Here is a 21,726-nt window from a genome sequence, read left to right as displayed (position 1 = left end):
GAGAAAATGATTATAAACAAAACAGAAACTTTAAAGATTATGTTGAAGAAAATTGCTTTTTTACTGTTGTTCATCGCACCGATGAGCGTTTTTGCACAGAAGTTTGCACATTTCAGATCTGTAGACATTATTCAGGTTATGCCGGAGTTTGCCAAGGCACAGACAGATATTCAAACCATGTCCAAGCAGTATGAAGATGAGATCAAGCGTGCTGAAGAAGAATTCCAGAAGAAATTTGCTGATTTCCAGCAGGAACAGAAAACTTTGCCTCAGAACATTCTGGAACGTCGTCAGAAAGACCTTCAGGAAATGCAGCAGAAAGGTATCCAGTTCCAGCAGGATGCACAGCAGCAGCTGGATCAGGCTTACCGTGGCATGATGGAACCGATCTATAAGAAACTGGAAGATGCTGTGAAGGCAATCGGTCAGGCAGGTGGCTACACTTATGTATTTGACCTGGCAAGAACTGATATCCCTTACATTGATGAGGCTCAGTCAAAGGATGTAACCAATGACATCAAGACTAAACTGGGTATCAGCCTGACAGCAGCTCCTTATAATCCGGCTACTGCTGCACCGGCAGCTGCACCTGCTAACTGATTGTGGGCAGCGATATGAAAGATTGAGAACTAGTCTGCTCAGGCAGGCTAATTCTCAATTTTTTTATTTCTGTATCTATTGTTGAACTGTCTGAATTCTGATTATACATCTGTTAATCGTTGTTTGAGATGTTATCTTTTTCTTCTCTTTCTTCCGGGCCTGTCGGAGTCTTTGATTCCGGTTATGGCGGATTGACCATTCTCGCCAAAATACGTGAGCTGATGCCCCATAATGATTACATTTATCTGGGGGACAACGCTCGTACTCCTTATGGAACCCGTTCGTTTGAGGTTGTTTATGAATTTACTTTGCAGGCTGTCCGTAAGTTGTTTGAACTGGGATGTCCCTTGGTTATTCTGGCCTGCAATACGGCGTCAGCCAAAGCTTTGCGAAGCATTCAGCAGAATGATCTTCCTTATCTGGATCCGACCCGCCGGGTGCTTGGAGTGATCCGGCCTACGGTGGAGAGCATCGGTGCCCTGACTGCAACCCGTCATGTCGGTGTACTGGCGACTCCGGGTACGATCCTTTCTGAATCTTATCCGCTGGAGATACATAAATTGTTTCCGGACGTTCAGGTAACTGGCATGCCTTGTCCGATGTGGGTGCCTCTGGTTGAAAATAATGAGTTTGCTTCCGAAGGTGCTGATTATTTTGTCAGGAAGTATATCGATGGACTCCTGAGTCAGGATCCGGAAATTGATACGCTGATCCTGGGATGTACGCACTATCCGCTGTTGCTTGATAAAATACGCCGTTTTACTCCTTCTCACATTCGTCTGGTAGCTCAGGGAGAATATGTTGCCCGCAGCCTGAAAGATTATTTGTCGCGTCATACAGAGATGAACAGCCGCTGTACATGCAACGGACACTGTGAGTTCCTGACCACGGAGTCGGTCAGCAAGTTCCGTGAATCAGCATCCGTTTTTCTGCATGAACAGATCCAGGTCCGTAGCATTACTCTGGAGTAGTCCGGTTTTCCTGATCCTGGCAGGATAGCCGGTTCCGGTTAATCCACCAGAACCGGAGGAAGCGGATGCCTGTTGCACTCAGAGCAACCGATAATCCGGTGTAGAATACGGCAATGAAGCTTCCCGGTAATAAACGGAGGTTGCGGATGGTGATTCCCATCAGGATCATCAGGACCATGATGATCCATCCCCTGATGTCGAAAAAGGAAAACGGACAGTTGTTCCGTTCTTTTTTCAGACTGATTCTCCGGGTATGCTTGTTGTACAGCTTTTGGAAAATAAAGGCAAAGAAAAGCAGAAAAACCAGACTCGCCTCACACACTTTGAACAGCCAGTATTGTCCGTCTCCCAGCCAGCAGATGATCCCAATGCGCAGGATATTCAGTCCGGCAACCAGCCAGACCACACCTGCAGTAATGAGTAAAGTGCTTCTTGAAACTCCGTATTTCATATCAGAACCATTTTATTTTCCGGAAAATGAAGAATGCCAGTGAAGAAAGGAGTACTGACAGGCAGATTATCAGAGCAAAGGCATGTGGAATCGCTTCGATGTGAATATCCACATTCATCCCATAGAAGCTGGCAATTAATGTCGGGATCATCAGCGTGATGGATAAGCTGGTCATGCGTTTCATGATCGTATTGACATTGTTTGAAATGATGGAAGCAAAGGCATCCATGGTTCCTGTCAGAATGTCGCTGTAGATGTTTACCTGATTATGTGCCTGTTTAAGCTCAATCAGTACGTCTTCTGTCAGTTCCGGATTCTGGTAATCCTGTTCGTAAAAGATATTCTGTAATTTCCCGATCATGACTTCGTTTCCCCTGATGGAGGTATTGAAGTAGACCAGGCTTTTCTGCAGGTTCATCAGTCGCAGCAAGTCTTCGTTACGGATGCTTCGCTCCAGCTCTTTCTCGGCGGAGTTGACTTCATTATTGATCTGTTTCAGATACTTCAGGAACCATACGGCAGAAGAATAGATCAGTCTGAGGATCAGTTCATACTTGTTGGGGACGTTGATGTCCTTCCGGCGTGTATGCTGGATGAAGTCAGGAAGCATTTCAGTCGGATGGTAACATACGGAAATAATGATTTCCTCATTGGTAATGATTCCGATGGGAACTGTCGCATAAGGGATTTTCTGATTATTGGTCTGGACCGGTATTCTCAGAATGGTCAGCAGCCAGTTTCCTTCCGTATCTGTACGCGGACGCTCGTCGGTATCTGCAATGTCATTGAGGAAAGATTCCGGGACATGCAGTTCTTCCTGCAGGAATCGGAAGTCATCTGCAGTCGGGCATTCGACGTTCACCCAACAATTAGGAATCCAGTTCTCTTTTTCAACAAAGCCGTTTTCGCAATAAAGATACTTTCTCATAATGCTGTCCTCCTTAAATGTAAATTCAAACTATCGGGATAAAAAAAAGAGGCTATTCAAATTGTTTTTGAAATAGCCTCTTTTCAGCTCTTCAGGTTGGACTTGAACCAACGACCCTCTGATTAACAGTCAGATGCTCTAACCGACTGAGCTACTGAAGAATATTAATTCTTTATTTTATGTTTGCTCTTCAGGTTGGACTTGAACCAACGACCCTCTGATTAACAGTCAGATGCTCTAACCGACTGAGCTACTGAAGAATTTTGCAATCGAGAGGAAATTTCAGCTCTTCAGGTTGGACTTGAACCAACGACCCTCTGATTAACAGTCAGATGCTCTAACCGACTGAGCTACTGAAGAAGGTTTTTTTCTCAATTGCGTCGCAAAGGTAGTAGGATATTTTGAAATATGCAATATCTTTGCAAAAAAAATATCGAAGAATGGATAAAATTATAGGAATTGGCAATGCTTTAGTGGATATTTTGGCCGTAATTGAGGATGATGCGTTGCTGGAAAGCATGAATTTGCCCAAAGGAAGCATGCAACTGATCGGAAAAGATACCCTTCTGAAAATACAGGATTTGTTTTCCCGGATGAAGACACACTGTGCAACGGGAGGTTCTGCCGGAAACACGATCAGTGCTTTGGCTCATCTGGGAGCAGCTCCGGGATTTATAGGTAAGATCGGAACGGATGAATATGGAATGTTTTTCCGGAAACATCTGCAGCAGATGAAGGTTGAAACCCGTTTGCTGGAGTGTGCCTTGCCTTCAGGGATTGCCTCTACCTTTATTTCACCGGACGGAGAGCGGACTTTTGGCACATATTTGGGAGCTGCCTCTACTTTGCAGACCGAAGAGCTGATGCCCGAAATGTTTGCCGGATATTCTTATTTATATGTGGAAGGATATCTGCTGCAGAATCACGAACTGATTGAACGCGCCATGCGTCTGGCGAAGGAGGCGGGACTTCAGGTTTGCCTGGATATGGCCAGCTATAATATCGTAGAAGCAGGAAGAGATTTCTTCGATCATCTGATTACGCAGTATGTAGATGTGGTTTTTGCGAATGAAAGCGAAGCAAGAGCCTATACCGGAAAAGAGCCTCATGAGGCATTGGAGGAAATTGCTTCGCAATGCAGCATTGCGATTGTGAAAATAGGGAAAGAGGGTTCCTTGATCCGCAAGGGCACTCAATGTCTGCAGGCAGCTCCGGTGACAGTGACAAATGTGGTGGATACGACGGGGGCAGGCGATTTCTATGCCGCCGGTTTTCTGTATGGACTTACCAATGGATATTCACTGGAAAAGTGTGCCCGGATAGCTACGATTCTTTCCAGCCATGTCATTCAGGTGGTTGGAACCGAGCTGAGTGAAACGAAGTGGGACGAAATAAAGTTAAATATTGATACAGTTCTGCAGGCATAAGCAGAATAATGTGTTTATTTGCATCCGATTAAAATGAATTTTGCATGAATACGAAGAAATCGCTGATAGCAGCACTTGTCATTTTCCTGGGATTGGGAATGTCTTCTTTTAAAGGTGATGACCGGAACTTTCAGATTGCCAAGAATCTGGACCTGTTCAATGCCATCTTTAAAGAACTGGATATGTTTTATGTAGACACGGTTGATGTAGAGAAAATGATCCAGGAAGGTGTGCAGGGAATGTTGTCTCTGACAGACCCCTATACGGAATACTATCCGGAGGAAGAGGTCAGCAGTCTGAAGGAAATGATTACGGGTAAATATGGCGGTATCGGTGCCGCTATCCGTTATTATGAGGCCAAAGACCGCATTGCGGTTGTTGAACCTACGGAAGGCATGCCGGCTGCAGAGGCTGGTGTGAAAGCCGGAGATATTATTCTTTCGGTAGGCGGAAAGGAAATGGTGCGTGGCGACATGAAACCTCAGGAATTTTCAGGAAAGGTCAGCGAGGCGCTGCGCGGTGAACCGGGGACTTCCTTTGTTCTGCGGGTACTGCGTCCGTTGAAAAATGACAGTACTGTTCTTGAGTTCAAACTGACCCGGAAGAATATCCGTACCAACCCGGTTCCATATTATGGTCTGGTCCGTGACAGCGTGGGATATATTGCTCTGACTGGTTTTACCGACAATTGTTCGAAAGATTTCAAGAAGGCTTTTATCGAACTGAAGCAGCAGGGAGCACGCTCTTTGATCATTGACCTGCGCGACAACGGAGGAGGTTCTGTTGGAGAAGCGGTTGATATCATTAACTACTTTGTACCGAAAGGACAGGAAATTGTGTCGATGAAAGGAAAGCTGAAACAGGCGCAGGGATCTTATAAGACACAGAACGAACCGATTGATACCCAGATTCCGCTGGCCGTACTGGTAAACGGAGCGAGTGCGTCGGCTTCTGAGATTGTAAGCGGATCGTTGCAGGATCTGGACCGTGCAGTGATTATCGGTTCACGTACTTATGGAAAAGGTCTGGTGCAGACTACCCGTAATTTGCCGTACAATGGAACCCTGAAAGTGACGACCTCCAAATATTACATCCCCAGCGGACGCTGCATCCAGGCCATTGATTACGCCAAGAAGAATGCGGACGGTTCTGTTGCCCGTACTCCTGACAGCCTGACCAATGTCTTTCATACCGTTGCCGGACGTGAAGTCCGTGACGGGGGAGGTATTCGTCCGGATATAGAGATCAAGGAAGATAAGTTTCCGAACATCATCTTCTATCTGATGAACGAGGATATCATTTTTGATTACGCAACCCAGTATTGCTGGGATCATCCGACTTTGGCTTCGGTAGATGCTTTTCAGCTGACAGACGCGGATTATGAAGACTTCAAGAAGTTGGTTAAGTCGCGTAACTTCAAGTACGACCGGCAGAGTGAGAAACTCCTGAAGACATTAAAGGAAATGGCTGAATTTGAAGGCTACATGGAAGGAGCATCCGAAGAATTCAAGGCATTGGAGAAGAAACTGAACCATAATCTGGACCGCGATCTGGATCATTTTGCGAAGCCTATCAGGGAATATATTTCACAGGAGATCATCACCCGTTATTTCTATCAGCGCGGGGCGGTCATGGAACGTCTGAAAGATGACAAGGATCTGGAAAAGGCTGTTGAAGTGCTCGGTAACTCTGCAGAGTATACCCGGATCTTGTCGGTTCCTGTAGCAGCATCGGCTGCGAAATGACCTTGAACCGGCCAAAATGCTCTCATGAGGCGGTGCCGGAAAGGCCTCGAGCTTTTTAAAAAAGACTTCGGCCTTTGAAGTGAAACGTTTCGACGTTTTCCTTCAAAGGCCGAAGTCTTTTTTTATAGCGGGACCGGGCCTCCTTTTTCAGACGGAGCGGTCTGCGGAGTGATAGTCACCGTTTGCTTTGATCAGTTCAATAAGTTTCTCTACGGCATGTTCTTCCGGAATATTCTTCTCGATACATTCTTTCTTCTTGTACAGGCTGATTTTGCCGCGTCCGGCACCGACATAGCCATAGTCAGCATCTGCCATTTCACCCGGACCGTTTACGATACATCCCATGATACCGATCTTGAGACCTTTCAGATGAGAGGTTGCCGCCTTGATGCGTGCGATGGTACTTTCCAGGTTATACAGTGTACGTCCGCAACCCGGACAAGAAATATATTCAGTCTTTGAGGTACGGATGCGTCCTGCCTGTAAGATTCCGAAGGCTGTTTCATCGATCTTGGTATCCATGATGCTTTCCCCGTGGTTGTAGATCAGAATACCGTCGCAGAAACCGTCGAAGATGAGGGCGCCCATGTCGGCTGCTGCTTTGATCTGCAGATCTTCCAGGTTGTTTTCCTGATAGAACTGGAAGAAGACAACAGGATTTTCCAGACCCTGAACCATCATCTGATGTACCAGTCCCCGGAGCTCGCCCAGACGATTTGGATGTACGCTCTGTGCAATCACCACCACTTCCGGATGCTGCCGCAGACAGGCTGTGGCTTCTTCGGTAAGTGCCATGTAAGGGATGAAGAGGAATTTGACCGGAGCCTGACTCTGATGCAGTTCCATGAACTGCTGGTAGTTGAATGCCGGATAGGTGTTTTCTTCGCCTTTCCAGGCTGTTGCATCTACGATGTAACCGATGTCAGCACGCCGTTCCTGCGGTAACGCCTGGCCGCAATAGAAGTAATCGGGCTTGAACTGTTCCTGAACATCAAAATTCTCTTCCAGACGGGCTGAAATGACAACCGGCAGATTATCCCCTCCGATGTTGCCGACAGCTTTGGTACGGCGGCGGGATGGGTGGAGATAATCAAATTCAGGAGCTGCGGCTCCCGGGATATAAGGATGTCCTTCCCGTCCGATGATATAGTCCACCAATTTGCGGGCTACGGGAATTTCTGCTTCCGGAGCTTCGCTCAATGAAACACGGATCGTGTCACCCAGTCCGTCGGACAACAGGGCACCGATACCTAATGCCGATTTGATACGGCCGTCCTCGCCGTCTCCGGCTTCCGTTACTCCCAAATGCAGGGGAAAGGCCATACCTTCCTTTTCCATCTGTTCGGCAAGCAATCGTACGGTCTTGACCATAACAACCGTGTTTGAGGCCTTGATGGAGATTACAACATCCGAGAACTGTTCGTCGACACAGATACGCAGAAACTCCATGCAGGATTCTACCATACCTTCCGGAGTATCTCCATACCGGGACATGATACGGTCTGACAGAGAACCGTGGTTCACTCCGATGCGGATTGCCGTATGATTCTCCTTGCAGATCTGCAGGAAAGGAACGAAGCGGGCACGTATCTTCTGGATTTCCTGAGCATATTCTTCGTCCGTATATTCCAGTTTCTTGAAGGTGCGTGCGGCATCCACATAATTACCCGGATTGATGCGTACCTTCTCGGCATACAGGGCAGCTACATCCGCCACTTTGGGATTGAAGTGAACATCTGCAACCAGGGGAGCCATGTATCCCTGTTCGCGCAGACCGGCGTTGATGTTCTTCAGGTTTTCGGCTTCTCTGACTCCCTGAGTCGTCAGACGGACATATTCTCCACCGGCATCGATAATGCGTTTGGCCTGTTCAATGCAGGCTTCGGTATCCATAGTGACCGTATTGGTCATACTTTGGATGCGTATAGGGTTAGCGCCACCCATAGGAGTGGCGCCAACATATACTTCATTAGACTGTCTTCGTGAATAGTTGAAGTAATCCATTAATTGGTCTTATAAGTATATTTAACTTCCTTCAGTTCTTCATTAGCCTTCACAATCTTGTTTTTCAGGCTTTCTTTATAGGCTGCAAACTTGGTAGCCAGTGTTTCGTCAGCAAGGGCCAGCATCTGTACTGCCAGGATCGCAGCATTCATGGCACCGTTGATCGCTACGGTGGCTACCGGTATTCCGGGAGGCATCTGGATGATGGAATAAAGAGCATCCACACCGTCCAGCACAGAACCTTTAACCGGTACTCCGATCACGGGAAGTGTTGTATTGGCAGCAATGACTCCGGGCAATGCAGCAGCCATTCCGGCAGCAGCAATGATGACCTTGATGCCCCGTCCTGCAGCTTCCTTGGCGAATTTCTCAACTTCAGCCGGTGTACGGTGGGCTGAAAGAGCATTCATTTCAAAAGGTACTTGCATTTCGTCAAGCAGTTTGGCCGCTTTTTCCATCACGGGAAGGTCGGAGGTACTGCCCATAATAATACTTACAATTGGTTTCATTCGTTTTTATTAGTTTTTGAGTTATTCATTGATAATCTGCTTGTATGCTTCAGCGTCCATCAGCTTATCCATTTCGGAAACATCTGTCGGACGGATACGTACCAGCCAGCCTTTTCCGTAAGGATCCTGGTTGACCAGTTCCGGGTGTTCTTCCAGTTCAGGATTTACTTCCAGAATTTCACCACCGACAGGAAGGAACAGATCGGAAACGGTCTTTACTACTTCAATAGTTCCGAAAACCTCTCCTGCTTCCAGGGTTTCGCCTTCTGTTGTAACATCTACAAAGACGATGTCACCCAGCTGATCCTGTGCATAATCTGTAATACCTACGTAGGCTTCTTCGCCTTCCAGGCGTATCCATTCATGTTCGCTTGTGTACTTTACATTTGTTGGGAAATTCATAATTCTATTATTTAAGGGTTAATATTAGATGTTTCAAATAAACAAAATTCCGATGACACCACAAAACAATCCGACTAAAAAACCTCCGCCCACTTCATTTAAAGTATGTTGTCGCAGGATGATGCGTGCGGAACCCAGCATTCCGGAAAGCAGGATAAAGAAGCAGAGCCAGCCTACGGGATTAAACTGGAAAATGAAACTGTAGGACAGCAGACCGCCGACCATCATGCCGCTGCTGGCCATGTGTGTACTGATTTTCAGTCGGAAATTGATCAGGCTGCAGATGATCATGCAGATCATGGTGGCCAGAATGATTCCGCACATGTAGCGGGGGAGGTGGATCCGGTACATCGTGAGATAGCAGCCAAGATAACTTAATAAGGTCAGTCCGTAAGGGACAAAGCGTTGCTTGCGGTTGCTGAGTCCATGAATGCCCCATCCGTTGATTTTCTGAAAAAGATAGATGCCCAGCATCGGGAGCAGAATGGTAAAACAGTAAACCAGCGCCAGAACCGTCAGTTTGTATTGCAGGGGCATGATGCGCAGGTAAGTGAAAAAGAAGAGCAGGAAAAACGCAATAAAGGGAACCATGAACGGCGTGAAGATTGTTGAAACGACACGTGCCGTCATGAATAAGGTTCCTCTCCGTTCCGTATTACTGCGTGGAGACGGTTCGTGGTAGGTCAGTTCATCAGGGATATTGGTTCCTTCCATAAGCATTTCATCTTCTAAGTCTTGCTACGGGAATATTCAGCTGCTGGCGATACTTGGCCACGGTGCGCCGGGCAATCGGATATCCTTTGGCTTTCAGCATGTCTGCCAGTTCATCGTCAGTATAGGGTTTCTCTTTGTTCTCGTTGTCCACGCATTCCTTCAGGATGCGCTTGATTTCCCGCACGGAGAGTTCTTCTCCGCTTTCGGTCGTATAACCGTCACTGAAGAAGAACTTCAGCGGATATATTCCGAAATTGGTCTGCACGTATTTGCTGTTGCTGACGCGGGACACTGTTGAGATATCCAGTTTGGCACGTTCGGCCACATCCTTCAGAATCATGGGGCGGAGACGGGATTCATCTCCGTCCTGAAAGAACGGAAGCTGCAGGTCTATGATGGCCTGCATGGTGCTGAGCAAGGTCTGCTGACGCTGTTTGACAGCATTGATAAATCCTTGTGCCGCATCCACTTTCTGTTTCAGGAACATCAGTGCATCCTTCGACTCCTTGCTCTGGTTTGCTTTGTTGCGCGTATGTTCGTCCAGCATTTCCGTAAACTCCCGGCTCAGGCGAAGCTCCGGTACGTTCCGGTTGTTGAGCGTCAGGGTTACGGTACCGTCATCTTCGGTGTCAACGATAAAGTCCGGAATGATTTGCTGGAGGTTCTTGCCGATCGTTTCTCCCAGAGAACTTCCCGGACGCGGGTTCAGCTTGGTCAGTTCAGCCGTAGCTGCATTGTACTGTTCTTCGGTGATACCCAGTTTCTGGATGATTTTATCTTTGTTTTTTCTGGTAAACTCGTCGCAGCACTTGCCAATGATATCCAGTTCAATCTGTTTCAGCGGCGAGTTCTCCTTGCGCTGAATTTGCAGCAGCAGACATTCCTGCAGGCTGCGTGCTCCGATTCCGGCAGGATCAAAGTCCTGAATGATGGACAATACGTGTTCCAGTTGTTCCGGTGAAGTATAGATGCCCTGATAAATAGCCAGTTCATCCATCAGTGATTCGGTACTTTTGCGCAACAGACCGTCATCGTCCAGTGATCCGATAAGATATTCTCCCAGCTGTTTCTCTTCCGGGGTAAGATCCTGCATGTCAAGCTGCTCCTTCAGGGTTTCATAAAACGAAACATTGTCCGAAAAAGGAATCTCTTCCGGCGTTTCTCCTTTGGAACGGTTGTTTTCCTGAAGTTTATAGTCTGGAATGTCATCTTCCGTCCGGTAATCCCCTAGCGACAGGTCTTCGCCGTAATCGCTGTTGGGTTCCCCGTCTTCGTCCGTTGCAAAATTATCTTCATGGTCTTCGTGATCTTCAGACGGTTCCTTGCCTTCTTCCAATGCCGGATTGTCCAGCAATTCCGAATGAATCCGTTCTTCCAGTTCAAGTGTGGGAAGCTCCAGAAGTTTTACAACCAGAATTTGTTGTGGTGACAGGGTCTGCACTTGTTGCTGTGCCTGTGTCTGTACCTGACGAGAGTATTGTGTCATATAACCAGTATATCTATTGATTCCAGTTGCAAAAATAGTAAATTAATGAAGAAAGAAGAATGATGCAGACAGAAATTACAGGATAAAGCCTGCATGGAACCCCTTGTCAGGTAGCAGGGGATCTTCCATGCAGGCTTGTACGGTCAGTATTGGAAACTGCTTCCTCCCAGGAATTCACGCAGGAGGGAAGTCGGGGGAATTTCTTTGTCAGGAACGGAAACGAAGTAAGCCAGAAAGCGTAACAGGCGGTGAGCTTCCGAATATTCCGGACAGTTGTTGGGAACTTTTCTCAGAATAGGCTCCACATAATCCTTCAGCACAGCCAGTTCAAACAGCAGGGCCGAGTTGAACATGGCATCCGCATTTTCCTGATACGGGAAGATCCATTTGTCTTCTCCGGCCCGTACGCTTGGCCAGCGTGCGATGGTCTGGGTGGCCGAATAATTCCGGTACTTGGCATCGCGTATGATTCTTCTCAGCAGGCGGTTGTCGGTGGTCGGAATATAGTTGTGGCGGTCCAGCAGGATTGTTGTCAGCGCTGAAACATAGATCTTGTATTTGTTTTCGGCCGGAATATTGGGAGTCAGTGCCGGATTCAGGGCATGGATTCCTTCCAGAATCAAAATGGTATGTTCGTCAATGCGCAGCTTCTTTCCGCTGAATTCCCGCTTTCCGGTTGTAAAATTAAACCGGGGAAGTTCAATTTCCTTTCCGGCAATCAGCTCTTTCAGCTGGTTTTCGAAGAAGGGCAGATCCAGGGCATACAGAGATTCGAAATCATGCTGTCCGTTTTCATCCAGCGGGGTATCTTCGCGGTTCACGAAATAATCATCCAGTGAAATCGGATAAGGCTTCAGCCCGTTAGTCATCAGCTGAATGCTGAGGCGTTTGCTGAAGGTAGTCTTTCCTGAAGAAGAAGGTCCCGAGATCAGTACCAGCTTCACGCGTTCTCCGTTTTCTCCCCGGTTGGTGATTTCATCGGCAATGCGGGCTATTTTCTTTTCCTGCAGAGCTTCCGACAGGTTGATGAGATCGGTGGCATGCCCGTCATTGCAGGCCGTATTGAAATCGCCTACCGTGCTTAATCCCATGATCTGGTTCCAGCGGTGATATTCCTGAAATACTTCCAGCATTTTCTCCTGTTTGACCACATCTTCCAGATGGTCCGGATTCTGCCGGTTGGGAATGCGCAGGAGCAGTCCGTCATAATATTTCACGATGTCAAACAGACGGATATACCCTGTGCTGGGCACCAGACTGCCGTAATAATAGTCGACGGTGTCTCCCAGACGGTTGTAATAAGAGTAGAGTTGTCCTGAAGTCTCCAGTAACTGAGCCTTGTCTGTCATGCCCCGTTCACGGAACAGATGCACCACCTTTTCTGTGTGGCATTCGATACGCTGGAACGGTATGTCTTCGGCTATTAGTTCCTGCATCCGTTGTTTGATGGCACTGACGTCTTCCAGTTTGACCGGCCGTCCGATATGCAGGTCACAGAAGTAACCTTTGGATACCGGATGTTCCAGAGAGATGCTTCCGGTGGGATAAAGCTCTTCTACAGCCTTTACCAGAATGAAGCAGAGTGAGCGGACATAGGTACGCATACCTGACGGGCTGGTGATGTCCAGAAACTCAATATCTTTATTGTAATAAACCCGGAAATCAAGGCTTTCCACTTTGTTGTTGACTTTTGCACTGACCGGTCCGTACGGCATTTGCAGATTAAAACCTTTATAAATATCCAAAAGTGAGCTGCCTTCGGCAAAATCTTTTGTGGAATTGTTATTTTTGCAATATATTTGTAGCATAATTGTAACATATATTACTAACGCGAGTGAATCGGCGGTTAATTTACTCAATTAAATAATTAAAAGCCTGTTCCCGATTAATTAAATTCAAATGGAATATTCTTTTTATGATTTTTTAAAGCTGCTAGGATCTTTGGCACTTTTCCTTTACGGAATGAAAATCATGAGTGAAGGACTTCAAAAATTTGCGGGCGACAGGCTTCGCAGTATTCTAACCGCTATGACGACCAATCGGGTGACCGGAGTGCTGACCGGTATGCTGATTACTGCCCTGATCCAGTCTTCTTCTGCGACAACGGTCATGGTTGTCAGCTTCGTCAACGCCGGTCTTCTGACACTGTCCCAATCCATAGGTGTCATTATGGGAGCGAACATCGGTACTACGGTGACTGCCTGGATCATTTCCGCTCTCGGATTTAAGGTCGATATCTCGGCCATGTCTCTTCCTCTTCTTGCCGTCGGCATTCCTCTTCTTTTCTCTCAAAAAAGCTCCCGCAAGTCTGTCGGGGAATTTATCTTCGGTTTTGCTTTCTTATTCATGGGTCTGAATCTGTTGAAGACCAATGCACCCGACCTGAGTGCAAATCCTGACATGCTGGCTTTTGTCCAGAACTATACGGATATGGGATATTTCTCCGTCCTGCTTTTCGTCCTGATCGGTACCGTTCTGACCATGATTGTACAGGCTTCGGCCGCTACGATGGCTATTACGCTGATCATGTGTGCCAATGGCTGGATCAGTTTTGAACTGGGTGCGGCACTGGTACTGGGAGAGAATATCGGAACAACCATTACGGCCAATTTGGCAGCGCTTACGGCCAACACACAGGCCCGCCGGGCAGCGATGGCTCACCTGATGTTCAATGTCTTCGGTGTGATCTGGGTATTGTTTCTGTTTGAACCTTTCCTGAGCATGGTTGACTGGATTATTTCCGACTTTATGAATATCAATGAGGCCGGCGGTGTAGCCGTATCCTTTAAACTGTCTGCTTTCCATACCTGTTTCAATGTCTGCAATGTGCTGATTCTTATCTGGTTTGTCAAACCCATTGAAAAGACAGTCTGCAAGCTGCTTCCTCAGAAAGAACAGGAAGAAGAATACCGTTTGCAGTTCATTACAGGCGGTATGCTTTCTACTGCAGAACTTTCCATCCTGCAGGCACGGAAAGAAATCAATCTTTTTGCGGAGCGTATCCGCCGTATGTTCCGGATGGTAACTGATTTGCTGCATACCGATGATGAAACGGCTTTCAACAAGCTGTTCAGCCGCATTGAGAAGTATGAGAATATCAGCGACAATATGGAAGTGGAGATCGCCAATTACCTGAATCAGGTTTCCGAGGGACGTCTGAGTTCGGAAAGTAAGTTACAGATTCGGGGAATGCTCCGGGAAGTAACGGAGATCGAAAGCATTGGTGACAGCTGCTACAATCTGGCCCGTACCATCAACCGTAAGCGCCGGGGCAGCGAAGACTTTACCCAGGGGCAGTATGAGCATATCCATGAAATGTTCCATCTGACCGATGAGGCGCTGAAACAGATGATTGCACTGGTTGAAGATGTACACCACAGTGAGGATGTTAATAAGTCATTCAACATTGAAACGGAAATCAACAATTACCGGAACCGTCTCAAGAACCAGAATGTAATTGACGTAAACGATAAGAAATACGATTACCAGATGGGCGTACACTACATGGATCTGATTACCGAGTGTGAAAAGCTGGGTGATTATGTAGTGAATGTGGTAGAAGCCCATTGTGACGTAAAAGAAAAGAAAGCCTGATCCGGCAGCCGGACAGAGCCGGAACTGTTTTCCGGAAAAACAAGCAGGCGGGCGACAAAGAAGATGTCGCCCGCCTGTTCTGTTTTTATGAAAAGTAAGAAATCAGCTTATTTTTCGATTTCCAGCAATTCAATTTCGAAGATCAGGGTAGAGAACGGTTTGATCTTTCCGGTAGCGCTGCTTCCGTAAGCCAGTTCCTGCGGAACATAGAGTTCCCATTTTGATCCTACCGGCATCATGGTCAGAGCTTCTGTCCATCCTTTGATGACATGTCCGGCAGAGAATGTCATACCTTCTCTGGCATCGAATTCAGTACCGTCGATGAGTGTACCTTTGTAGTTTACTTTTACGCGTGATTCAGCTGTCGGAACTTCTCCCTTTCCTTCAGTGATCACTTTGTATTGCAATCCGCTGGCAGTAGTCTTCACACCTTCCTTGCTCTTGTTTTCAGCGAGGAATGCTTCATTTTCTTTCTTATAGTCAGCGTACTGAGCCTCGATAGCTTTGGTACGGATTTCTTCAGCCTTTGTATTTACATACATGCTTGCAGAGTCGACGCTTGCCAGAGCCTTGTCATCCAGTGCAGCAAAGAATCCGGCGAGGAAGTTTTCCTTGCTCAGAGACTGAGTAGAGTCGTTGCCGAACAGCTGACGGTTGATCATTTTGATCATGTCGCCTCCAACGCGCTGTCCGATCTGCATACCGGCAGTGTAAGCTACGTTTTTCGGATCAGTTGATTTAGTACCCTGTTCGATGCCTTTTACGAAATCTGCAAAGTGTGCAGAATCGATACCCAGCTGATTCATGGCATATTCCTTCAGACCCTGAGTGTTGCTGATACCCATCATGTATGAAAGAGTATCCACATCGTTTTTCATATTAGCTTTCGGACTTTGAGCCGTACATGATGCCAGACCGGTTGCGGCAGCCAGCATCAGGATTGTTGTTGCTTTTTTCATCTGCTTTCGTTATTTATTTTGTTATTATAATACTTCGATCAGTTCCACTTCAAAGATCAGTGTGCTGTGAGGCGGAATCATTTCTCCGGCACCCTGTGCGCCGTAAGCCAGTTCAGAAGGAATATACAGTTTCCATTTGGCTCCTTCAGACATCAGCTGGAGAGCTTCTACCCATCCTTTGATTACCTGGTTGACACCGAATACGGCCGGTTCTCCACGTTTGATAGAACTGTCGAACAGGGTTCCGTCGATCAGCGTACCTTCGTAGTGGCAGCGTACGCGGTCGGTAGCCTTCGGTTTCTTGCCGTTTCCTTCGGTGATGACTTCATATTGCAGTCCGCTCGGCAAAGTCACGATATTCGGATTCTTTTTGTTTTCTTCGAGGAAAGCTTTTCCCTTTTCAATGTTTTCAGCATTGATCTTTGCTTCCAGTTCTGTGAAATACTTGTTGACGATTTCGCGTGCTTCAGTATGGCTGATTGCCGTTTGGTTCCCCTCTAATACGTCTTTGATAGCCTGTGCAAAGTCGTTCACTTCAATGTTGCGAGCTCCCATGCTCAGCAGGTTCTGGCCTATTCCCAGACCAATGGCGTAACTGAATTTGTCCATAAAATATGTGATTAATAGATTAGTTTCAAACAGGGGGCAAAGGTATCTTTTTTTCTTTGAAAATGAGGCTTTGAAAGAGATAAAATTTCTTATTTTTGCAAAGGTGATTAGAAAAAGAAGGAGTTTCAACGATGAAAAATCTGGTAGTATTGACAGGTGCCGGAATGAGTGCAGAGAGCGGCATCAGTACGTTTCGGGATTCAGGCGGCCTGTGGGACCGTTATCCCGTGGAACAGGTGGCAACGCCTGAAGGATATGCAGCCAATCCCCGGCTGGTTATTGATTTCTATAATGAACGCCGGAAACAGTTGCTGGAAGTAAAGCCGAACCGGGGACATGAACTGCTAGCTGAACTGGAACAGGAGTTTCAGGTGACGGTCATCACGCAGAATGTAGACAACCTGCACGAAAGGGCAGGCAGTTCACATGTCATTCACCTGCACGGGGAACTGACCAAGGTAACATCCAGCTGGCAGCCGAATAATCCGGAATATATCAGGGAACTGAAGCCGGAGGAGTACGAAGTCCACATCGGTGATCTGGCTCCCGACGGTTCTCAGCTGCGTCCTTTCATCGTGTGGTTCGGCGAGGCGGTCCCGATGATTGAGACAGCTGTGGAGTATGCGGAAAAGGCAGATATCTTTGTTATTATCGGGACTTCGCTGAATGTTTATCCGGCCGCCGGACTGCTGAACTATGTACCGGCTGGTGTTCCGGTTTATCTGATTGACCCCAAGCAGGTTGCCATTGCATCGGGAAGAAAAGTACATGTCATACAGAAAGGGGCATCCGAAGGAATGGCCGAATTGAAAAAAATGTTATTGGAGAAAGGAGAATAAACAAATTCTTTCTATATTTGTTTCAACATTAGAAACCATTTAAAATTAACGTAAAGCAAGACAATTATGAAAAAGTACATTTGCACAGTTTGCGATTGGGTTTACGATCCTGAAGTAGGTGATCCTGAAGGTGGTATCGCTCCTGGAACTGCATTCGAAGATATTCCGGAAGATTGGGTTTGCCCGGTTTGCGGTGTAGGAAAAGAAGATTTTCAGCCTGTAGAAGATTAATATACAGCTGTAATTCGCATAGAAAGCGACCTGTCTCATCAGAGCAGGTCGCTTTTTTTTGTTTTAAATCTGGTTCATGGCCTGTTCCAGGTCAGCAATGATGTCGTTGGCATTCTCGATACCCACCGACAGGCGGATCAGGTCGGGAGCAACTCCGGCTTCGATCAGCTGTTCGTCTGTCAACTGGCGGTGTGTGTGGCTGGCCGGGTGAAGCACGCAGGTACGTGCATCGGCTACGTGTGTCACGATGCAGGCAAGTTTCAGGCTGTCCATGAACTTGATAGCTTCGTCGCGGCTGCCTTTCAGACCGAAGGCGATGACACCGCATGAACCGTTCGGCATATATTTTTGAGCCAGTTCGTAGTATTTGCTGCTCTTCAGTCCGCAATAGTTTACCCATTTCACTTTCGGATTAGCTTCCAGCCATTCGGCAACCTTCTGTGCATTTTCGCAATGGCGTGGTACACGCAAGTGCAGTGTCTCCAGACCCAGATTCAGCAAAAAGGCATTTTCGGGCGACTGGATTGAGCCAAGGTCACGCATGAGCTGGGCTGTTGCTTTGGTCATATAAGCCATTTTTCCGAAAGCCTTTGTGTAGGTCAGTCCGTGATAAGACTCGTCGGGCTGGGTCAGTCCCGGGAATTTGTCAGCATGTGCATCCCAGTCAAAGTTTCCGCTGTCTACGATGGCTCCTCCCACGCAGGTGGCATGTCCGTCCATGTACTTGGTGGTGGAGTGAGTCACGATGTCAGCTCCCCATTCAAAGGGACGGCAGTTAATCGGTGTAGCAAAGGTATTGTCTACGATGAGAGGCACACCATGTTTGTGGGCAATGCGTGCAAACTTCTCAATGTCGAGCACATTGATGCTCGGATTGGAGATTGTTTCGCCGAACAGACATTTCGTATTGGGGCGGAAAGCCTTGCTGATTTCTTCCTCCGGTGCATCTGCATCCACGAATGTACATTCAATGCCCAGTTTTTTCATGGTTACGGCAAACAGATTGAATGTACCTCCGTAAATGGTAGACGAGCAGACAAAATGGTCGCCGGCTTCACAGATGTTGAACACTGCATAGAAGTTGGCAGCCTGACCGGAAGAAGTCAGCATGGCACCTACTCCTCCTTCGAGGGCTGCAATCTTGGATGCTACGGCATCATTGGTCGGATTTTGCAGGCGGGTATAGAAATAGCCGCTGTTTTCCAGATCGAACAGGCGGGCCATCTGTTCGCTGGTGTCATATTTAAAGGTTGTACTCTGATAAATGGGCAGGACGCGCGGTTCGCCTTTCTTCGGAGTCCATCCTGCCTGTACGCAGAGTGTCTCTTTGCTAAATTTATTATTCATAATGCGATAATGTTTTAAAGTCTGAATCTTAAGTTGTGGACAAAAGTAAGAAATTATTGCCATTTGATAGCCGCCTTCTGAAAAAAAAGATATATATTTGAAGATTTAATAAGAGATACTATTATGGCAGATGAAATGACATTCAAGCACGTTTTGCCGGTACAGATCCGGTTCAACGATGTCGACCAGTACGGTCACATGAACAATTCTTCCTATTTTTCACTTTACGATCTGGCGAAGACTTCTTACCTGCGCGATGTATTCGGACAAAAGGAATGGAACCGCATCGGCATCGTAGTGGCAAACATCAATGCAGATTTTCTGGCTCCGGTCTTTTTCTCTGATGAACTGGTTATTGAGACTTCTGTTGTTCATCTGGGACACAAAAGCTTTACCCTGCTTCAGCGTGCAGTGGATAAGGTCAGCGGTATTCGCAAATGCCAGTGCCGTACGGTAATGGTGGGCTACAGCATTGCCACGAAAGAACCTGTGGAACTTCCTCTGGAGTTTAAACAGGCCATCTGCAATTATGAGGGAAAATCACTTGAGGAACTGTCTCAAAAGTAATATTGAGTGGATAAAAGAAAAGGCAGCCTTAGGATCCAGAATCCTGAGGTTGCCTTGCTCTTCTGAATAAAGTTATACAGTATTGATTTGCCTATTGAATATTACTCATAATGCTGTCGTTTTCATGAAGCTCCTCTTCAGTGGACAAAATATTTGCTTTTTGCCCTAAGGGGTATTCACCAGTATTAATTATGTATGGTGTCTTATATTGACCAGTTATAAAAATACGTTTGTCTGCGGCATCAGAATAAACAAACTCAGGCTTGTATGTTCTGGAAAAAGAGACTTTTTTCTCTTTTCCATTGTAATTGTAAGTGAGATTCAATGTAATGACCACCAGTTCATTTACATCATATTTCCCCCAGTCGAAATAATAGTCATATCCACTGGGTGGAAGAGCCCACATACTGCCAACTTCAATCGAATTATCCATCGACATATATGACTCATTAAGGGTCATATAGTCATCCTCATAAATTAAAGGTGTCGGAAATCCATATTGTATGTATTCATTCGGCAGATTGTTCCCATTTTGTTTAGCCAGTGAAATAATTTCATAAGATGAACTTTGGCTGGTAATGTAAGGCTGCAATTCCGGATTTATCAGGATTTCATAAGAGCATGTGCCATATTCCAGAACAGGAGTAATGTATCCTCCACCGTATGGTTTGGGCTTATAAGGAGAATAACGCATTGGATAGAGTTTCGGTGCAGAAGCCAACGTCCAGACTCCGGGAAATACTTTCTCTCCACTTCTTGTCATGGATCCGTCTTCAGGCAAGACCATATTTTCGGCAGATAATTCTAAATTGTTACTTGAGATACTGGGATTCATGATATCAAACAATGGGATCCTAATTCCAGGAATAGAACTACTTTTGGGTGTATATCCATTTCCTGTGTATGTGATATTTCCTGTAGAACTGAGGTTAACCGTATAAGTATCTTGTACGGTAGAGGTTCCGAAGATAAGATTAAGACCGCCCAGAATAGCAGACTTGATATCGCCTTGTTTCACTTTGGACAAAGCATTGATAATTTTCGTACCAAACTTTGCCTTAATGGTTCCTGTATTATCAGATGCCATGCCCTGATCAGACTTTTCCTTCATTTTGTCAATCAATGCTTTGGCTTTGTTACTTCCGACATTGGCTATACCGTTCTGAATTTTTTGATCGTTAGGATTCTCATACGTTTTGATAATACTGCCTTCTGTTTCAATATTGAGCTGTCCCTGAAAATTATATGAAGTAACTTCATTACAATAACTAGATAGATAAAACGACTGATTTTCAATATCTGTGATATAAGGGATCTCTATCTGGAATCCATTCCATCCCGTATTGAATCCATACTCTTTCGATTGTGCAATATTAGATAACTCAATCCCATCATACGGCTGGGATGTATTGTCGGGCAATGCAATATATTGATTCAGATTGAAGAAATCTGTTGTTCCTAACTGGCTTTTCAGGGTCCAGATGCCATGATTACTATTAACTCCACTTTCTACATAGTAAAAAATTTTCATCCACCCGGTCAGTCGGTTATAAAGAAAGATATAATTATCATGTGGTGAATTACCGACTTCCTTGAAGGTGTGAAAAAGCATAGTCCAACCATCTTCTTTCTTTATATCTTGGGCAAATTCATAATCCCCCATGCTGGAAAATAGATTCCATGGACTCTTAATACTCCATCCTCTATAATCGGTGATTTCTTCCAGGTTTTCCCAATCAGTAGCCAGCGTTGGGTTGGAAGTGGATTCTGAATATGGGTTCATACTTCTGGAAATAATGTCATTTCCTATGTTTTCCATTGGTTCAATGGATTGGTCTGCACATCCTACGGATAGCACAGCCATACCTATAGTGATTATAAACTGTTTCATACTATTTCGGTAATTGGTTCTCATCTAACGGATAATTTGTAAAGCCATACCCTTCGTTGAAGGGATAGAAAGAGTGATAACTATTGTTCCATTGTTCTGAATCTAAAACCTCTTGAGGTATTTCGCCTATAAAATTATTATAGGCAGCGGTTATACCTGTATTACCATATTTTTCAGTGTAAATACTCCAGTCTATACCAGTAAATTCATTATGGTTCAGATGGATGGGAAAACATGGTATTTTACCAATCTCCGCCGGAATGGTTCCTGAGAATTTATTCCAGGTTAGATCTACATATTTTACTAATTGACACTCTCCAATTTCCTTAGGAATCTCTCCATAAAAAGACGTTCTGCTTATAGACAGTTCTTCCAGTGTATTTTTCCATTGGGTAATTTTAGGAGATATCTTATCTATAAGTCTGGGACAATTAATAATACTCATTATGCGC

General features: G+C 46.0%; 20 protein-coding genes, 3 tRNA genes and 1 pseudogene. 8 read left to right on the top strand and 16 right to left on the bottom strand.

Annotated elements, in window-relative coordinates; translation table 11 throughout:
* The first annotated feature begins 39 nt into the window (after positions 1-39).
* Positions 40-600: an OmpH/Skp family outer membrane protein gene (locus BACCOPRO_RS08680; protein ID WP_022278069.1), complete on the top strand. Its 561-nt coding sequence runs from the start codon at positions 40-42 to the stop codon at positions 598-600.
* Positions 601-728: 128 nt separating this feature from the next.
* The gene (gene murI / locus BACCOPRO_RS08675) at positions 729-1,571 is read left to right on the top strand and encodes a glutamate racemase (RefSeq protein WP_008142862.1); all 843 of its coding nucleotides are present in this window, start codon (positions 729-731) and stop codon (positions 1,569-1,571) included.
* On the opposite strand, the gene BACCOPRO_RS08670 is transcribed toward murI, so the two are convergent.
* From BACCOPRO_RS08670 to BACCOPRO_RS08650, 5 genes are all read right to left on the bottom strand, one after another.
* Entirely contained in the window at positions 1,558-2,022 is a 465-nt protein-coding gene (locus BACCOPRO_RS08670; RefSeq protein WP_008142861.1) for a hypothetical protein, read from the bottom strand. The two genes, murI and BACCOPRO_RS08670, sit on opposite strands and share 14 nt — an antisense overlap.
* Position 2,023: 1 nt before the next feature.
* Positions 2,024-2,950: a magnesium transporter CorA family protein gene (locus BACCOPRO_RS08665; RefSeq protein ID WP_008142859.1), complete on the bottom strand. Its 927-nt coding sequence runs from the start codon at positions 2,948-2,950 to the stop codon at positions 2,024-2,026.
* Positions 2,951-3,037: 87 nt separating this feature from the next.
* Positions 3,038-3,111: transfer RNA gene (locus BACCOPRO_RS08660), tRNA-Asn, on the bottom strand.
* A gap of 25 nt (positions 3,112-3,136) precedes the next feature.
* Positions 3,137-3,210, bottom strand: a tRNA-Asn gene (locus BACCOPRO_RS08655).
* A gap of 26 nt (positions 3,211-3,236) precedes the next feature.
* Positions 3,237-3,310: transfer RNA gene (locus tag BACCOPRO_RS08650), tRNA-Asn, on the bottom strand.
* A gap of 80 nt (positions 3,311-3,390) precedes the next feature.
* On the opposite strand from BACCOPRO_RS08650, the gene BACCOPRO_RS08645 reads away from it, so the two are divergent.
* Both BACCOPRO_RS08645 and BACCOPRO_RS08640 read left to right on the top strand, forming a co-directional pair.
* Positions 3,391-4,377, top strand: coding sequence for an adenosine kinase (locus BACCOPRO_RS08645; protein WP_008142857.1), 987 nt, complete (start codon positions 3,391-3,393; stop codon positions 4,375-4,377).
* A 44-nt stretch (positions 4,378-4,421) separates the two neighbouring features.
* The gene (locus BACCOPRO_RS08640) at positions 4,422-6,122 is read left to right on the top strand and encodes a S41 family peptidase (RefSeq protein ID WP_008142855.1); all 1,701 of its coding nucleotides are present in this window, start codon (positions 4,422-4,424) and stop codon (positions 6,120-6,122) included.
* Positions 6,123-6,269: 147 nt separating this feature from the next.
* Here the strand turns inward: BACCOPRO_RS08640 and BACCOPRO_RS08635 are convergent, their stop codons facing one another.
* The 6 genes from BACCOPRO_RS08635 to BACCOPRO_RS08610 all read right to left on the bottom strand — a co-directional run bounded on the left by BACCOPRO_RS08635 (position 6,270) and on the right by BACCOPRO_RS08610 (position 13,045).
* Positions 6,270-8,126 (bottom strand): 4-hydroxy-3-methylbut-2-en-1-yl diphosphate synthase, encoded by a 1,857-nt coding sequence (locus tag BACCOPRO_RS08635; protein ID WP_008142853.1) that lies wholly within the window; start codon positions 8,124-8,126, stop codon positions 6,270-6,272.
* Positions 8,126-8,635: a 5-(carboxyamino)imidazole ribonucleotide mutase gene (purE, locus tag BACCOPRO_RS08630; RefSeq protein ID WP_008142851.1), complete on the bottom strand. Its 510-nt coding sequence runs from the start codon at positions 8,633-8,635 to the stop codon at positions 8,126-8,128. Before purE ends, BACCOPRO_RS08635 begins: the two co-directional genes overlap by 1 nt.
* Positions 8,636-8,656: 21 nt before the next feature.
* On the bottom strand, positions 8,657-9,037 hold the full coding sequence (gene gcvH, locus BACCOPRO_RS08625) for a glycine cleavage system protein GcvH (RefSeq protein WP_008142849.1): 381 nt from the start codon (positions 9,035-9,037) through the stop codon (positions 8,657-8,659).
* 33 nt (positions 9,038-9,070) lie between these two features.
* The gene (locus BACCOPRO_RS08620; RefSeq protein WP_050765341.1) at positions 9,071-9,667 is read right to left on the bottom strand and encodes a hypothetical protein; all 597 of its coding nucleotides are present in this window, start codon (positions 9,665-9,667) and stop codon (positions 9,071-9,073) included.
* A gap of 91 nt (positions 9,668-9,758) precedes the next feature.
* Positions 9,759-11,237 (bottom strand): RNA polymerase factor sigma-54, encoded by a 1,479-nt coding sequence (gene rpoN / locus BACCOPRO_RS08615; RefSeq protein WP_008142845.1) that lies wholly within the window; start codon positions 11,235-11,237, stop codon positions 9,759-9,761.
* A gap of 143 nt (positions 11,238-11,380) precedes the next feature.
* Positions 11,381-13,045 (bottom strand): nucleoside kinase, encoded by a 1,665-nt coding sequence (locus tag BACCOPRO_RS08610; protein WP_008142843.1) that lies wholly within the window; start codon positions 13,043-13,045, stop codon positions 11,381-11,383.
* Positions 13,046-13,136: 91 nt separating this feature from the next.
* On the opposite strand from BACCOPRO_RS08610, the gene BACCOPRO_RS08605 reads away from it, so the two are divergent.
* Complete coding sequence (locus BACCOPRO_RS08605; protein WP_008142841.1) at positions 13,137-14,831, top strand: Na/Pi cotransporter family protein; 1,695 nt, start codon at positions 13,137-13,139, stop codon at positions 14,829-14,831.
* 107 nt (positions 14,832-14,938) lie between these two features.
* Here BACCOPRO_RS08605 and bamJ (BACCOPRO_RS08600) read toward each other — a convergent pair whose 3' ends face one another.
* Complete coding sequence (bamJ, locus tag BACCOPRO_RS08600) at positions 14,939-15,790, bottom strand: BamJ family beta-barrel-assembly machinery protein (RefSeq protein WP_008142840.1); 852 nt, start codon at positions 15,788-15,790, stop codon at positions 14,939-14,941.
* A 24-nt stretch (positions 15,791-15,814) separates the two neighbouring features.
* Positions 15,815-16,399 (bottom strand): BamJ family beta-barrel-assembly machinery protein, encoded by a 585-nt coding sequence (gene bamJ / locus BACCOPRO_RS08595; RefSeq protein WP_022276827.1) that lies wholly within the window; start codon positions 16,397-16,399, stop codon positions 15,815-15,817.
* A gap of 131 nt (positions 16,400-16,530) precedes the next feature.
* On the opposite strand from bamJ (BACCOPRO_RS08595), the gene BACCOPRO_RS08590 reads away from it, so the two are divergent.
* Positions 16,531-17,238, top strand: coding sequence for an SIR2 family NAD-dependent protein deacylase (locus BACCOPRO_RS08590; protein ID WP_008142837.1), 708 nt, complete (start codon positions 16,531-16,533; stop codon positions 17,236-17,238).
* Between the two features lie 66 nt (positions 17,239-17,304).
* Positions 17,305-17,469 carry a rubredoxin gene (gene rd, locus BACCOPRO_RS08585; protein ID WP_008142835.1) on the top strand — a complete coding sequence of 55 codons (165 nt, stop codon included), beginning with the start codon at positions 17,305-17,307 and terminating at the stop codon, positions 17,467-17,469.
* A gap of 63 nt (positions 17,470-17,532) precedes the next feature.
* On the opposite strand, the gene BACCOPRO_RS08580 is transcribed toward rd, so the two are convergent.
* Positions 17,533-18,816, bottom strand: a complete 1,284-nt coding sequence (locus tag BACCOPRO_RS08580; RefSeq protein ID WP_040311343.1) for an O-acetylhomoserine aminocarboxypropyltransferase/cysteine synthase family protein — start codon at positions 18,814-18,816, stop codon at positions 17,533-17,535.
* A 123-nt stretch (positions 18,817-18,939) separates the two neighbouring features.
* Between BACCOPRO_RS08580 and BACCOPRO_RS08575 the strand changes: the two genes are divergently transcribed.
* Positions 18,940-19,383, top strand: a complete 444-nt coding sequence (locus BACCOPRO_RS08575) for an acyl-CoA thioesterase (protein ID WP_008142831.1) — start codon at positions 18,940-18,942, stop codon at positions 19,381-19,383.
* A 91-nt stretch (positions 19,384-19,474) separates the two neighbouring features.
* Here BACCOPRO_RS08575 and BACCOPRO_RS08570 read toward each other — a convergent pair whose 3' ends face one another.
* Together BACCOPRO_RS08570 and BACCOPRO_RS08565 are read right to left on the bottom strand one after the other, a co-directional pair.
* The gene (locus BACCOPRO_RS08570) at positions 19,475-21,274 is read right to left on the bottom strand and encodes a hypothetical protein (protein ID WP_008142829.1); all 1,800 of its coding nucleotides are present in this window, start codon (positions 21,272-21,274) and stop codon (positions 19,475-19,477) included.
* A gap of 1 nt (position 21,275) precedes the next feature.
* A pseudogene (locus BACCOPRO_RS08565) lies at positions 21,276-21,726 on the bottom strand (hypothetical protein); the annotation flags it as partial.

This window comes from Phocaeicola coprophilus DSM 18228 = JCM 13818, assembly GCF_000157915.1.
Classification (GTDB): Bacteria; Bacteroidota; Bacteroidia; order Bacteroidales; family Bacteroidaceae; genus Phocaeicola; species Phocaeicola coprophilus.
This window is presented reverse-complemented; position numbering and strand designations above follow the sequence as displayed.